This is a genomic window from Bacillus sp. AFS001701 (genome assembly GCF_002559405.1).
Classification (GTDB): Bacteria; Bacillota; Bacilli; order Bacillales; family Bacillaceae_G; genus Gottfriedia.
Map to the genome: position 1 here is coordinate 1 of NZ_NTZO01000458.1, position 1,055 is coordinate 1,055.

Sequence of the window (1,055 nt, forward strand, 5' to 3'; positions counted from 1 at the left end):
TCCCTTTTTTAAGGGGCTTTTTCTTGTTGGGAATCGTTTTATATTTTAGGATCTATTAAAGTAAATAGGGCTTTATGAAATTCTTAAACATAAAAAAATAGTGAACTTAATCACAGATAACTCATAATTGTTTCAGTATGATTAGTAATAATAATGAAAGTGGGTGCTATATTGTGAAAATAGTAGTTCCAAACCAACACGGTGCTTGGGCAAAGCTTTTAATTCCATTTATACTTGGAGTTGCCGCAAGTTCATTTCGTTTAATTCATATCCCTTTATTTATAGGGTGGTTTTTTCTATACCTTGCAACCTATCCGTTAATTATGGTGATCAAAGGGAAACAAGTGTCTTTTTATTTTAATTGGGCGGTAGGTTATTTTCTCATTTCATTCGTATTTTTAACACTCGTGATGTTTGCTGAATGGAGATTGATTTACTTCGGTCTAGCTATGCTTCCATTCTTTCTATTAAACTTATACTTCGTTAAGAGAAACGAACGAGCCTTTACGAATGACATGGTTGCAATTTGTGTTTTTTGTATAGGTGGATTGGCTAGTTTTTATATAGGAAAGGGGCACTTACAAGCGAAGGCTGTGTACAGGTTCAGGAATTCCAAAATGTTTTATATGAGCTTCATCTAAAAGCTCCATTACCCGAATTGCGGCTTGACCTACTTTCATAGCCATATCTATGTGTTCTTGTAAGTTAAAATTAGAATTTGTTAAAGTCATATATAGTGCTTCATGTGTTACTTGGTCAACAAATGGATCAGTATACCCTAACTGAGCTGCATGTGTTCGATAAGCTGCAATTCCTTTTAACCCATAAACCATCGTATCTTGTAAACTTGCAATTGTTTCATCTTTTCCACATACACCTACAATTTTACACCCACCAACCGGAGTTTGTTCACATTGGTTACAAAACATCCTTCATCCCCCTAACGATTTTTACTAACTTCATTATATGGGGGGATCTAATCATTGTTTGTGACTTAAATCAGATGAAATCTATAAACTAAAAAATAAATTATTTCAAATAAAAAAAGATATAAA

General features: G+C 33.2%; 1 protein-coding gene and 1 pseudogene. One reads left to right on the forward strand and one right to left on the reverse strand.

Annotated features, from left to right (window positions below; all coding sequences use genetic code 11):
* The first annotated feature begins 137 nt into the window (after window positions 1-137).
* Window positions 138-641 (forward strand): YwiC-like family protein, encoded by a 504-nt coding sequence (locus CN514_RS26915; RefSeq protein ID WP_098234268.1) that lies wholly within the window; start codon window positions 138-140, stop codon window positions 639-641.
* On the opposite strand, the pseudogene CN514_RS21095 reads toward CN514_RS26915, so the two are convergent.
* Window positions 597-929, reverse strand: a pseudogene (locus CN514_RS21095) (hydroxylamine reductase); the annotation flags it as partial. The gene CN514_RS26915 and the pseudogene CN514_RS21095 overlap by 45 nt on opposite strands.
* Window positions 930-1,055 lie beyond the last annotated feature (126 nt).

Coding starts and splice junctions, on each gene's coding strand:
- CN514_RS26915 (WP_098234268.1), top strand. CDS start 138: ATGATTAGTAATAATAATGAAAGTGGGTGCTATATTGTGAAAATAGTA.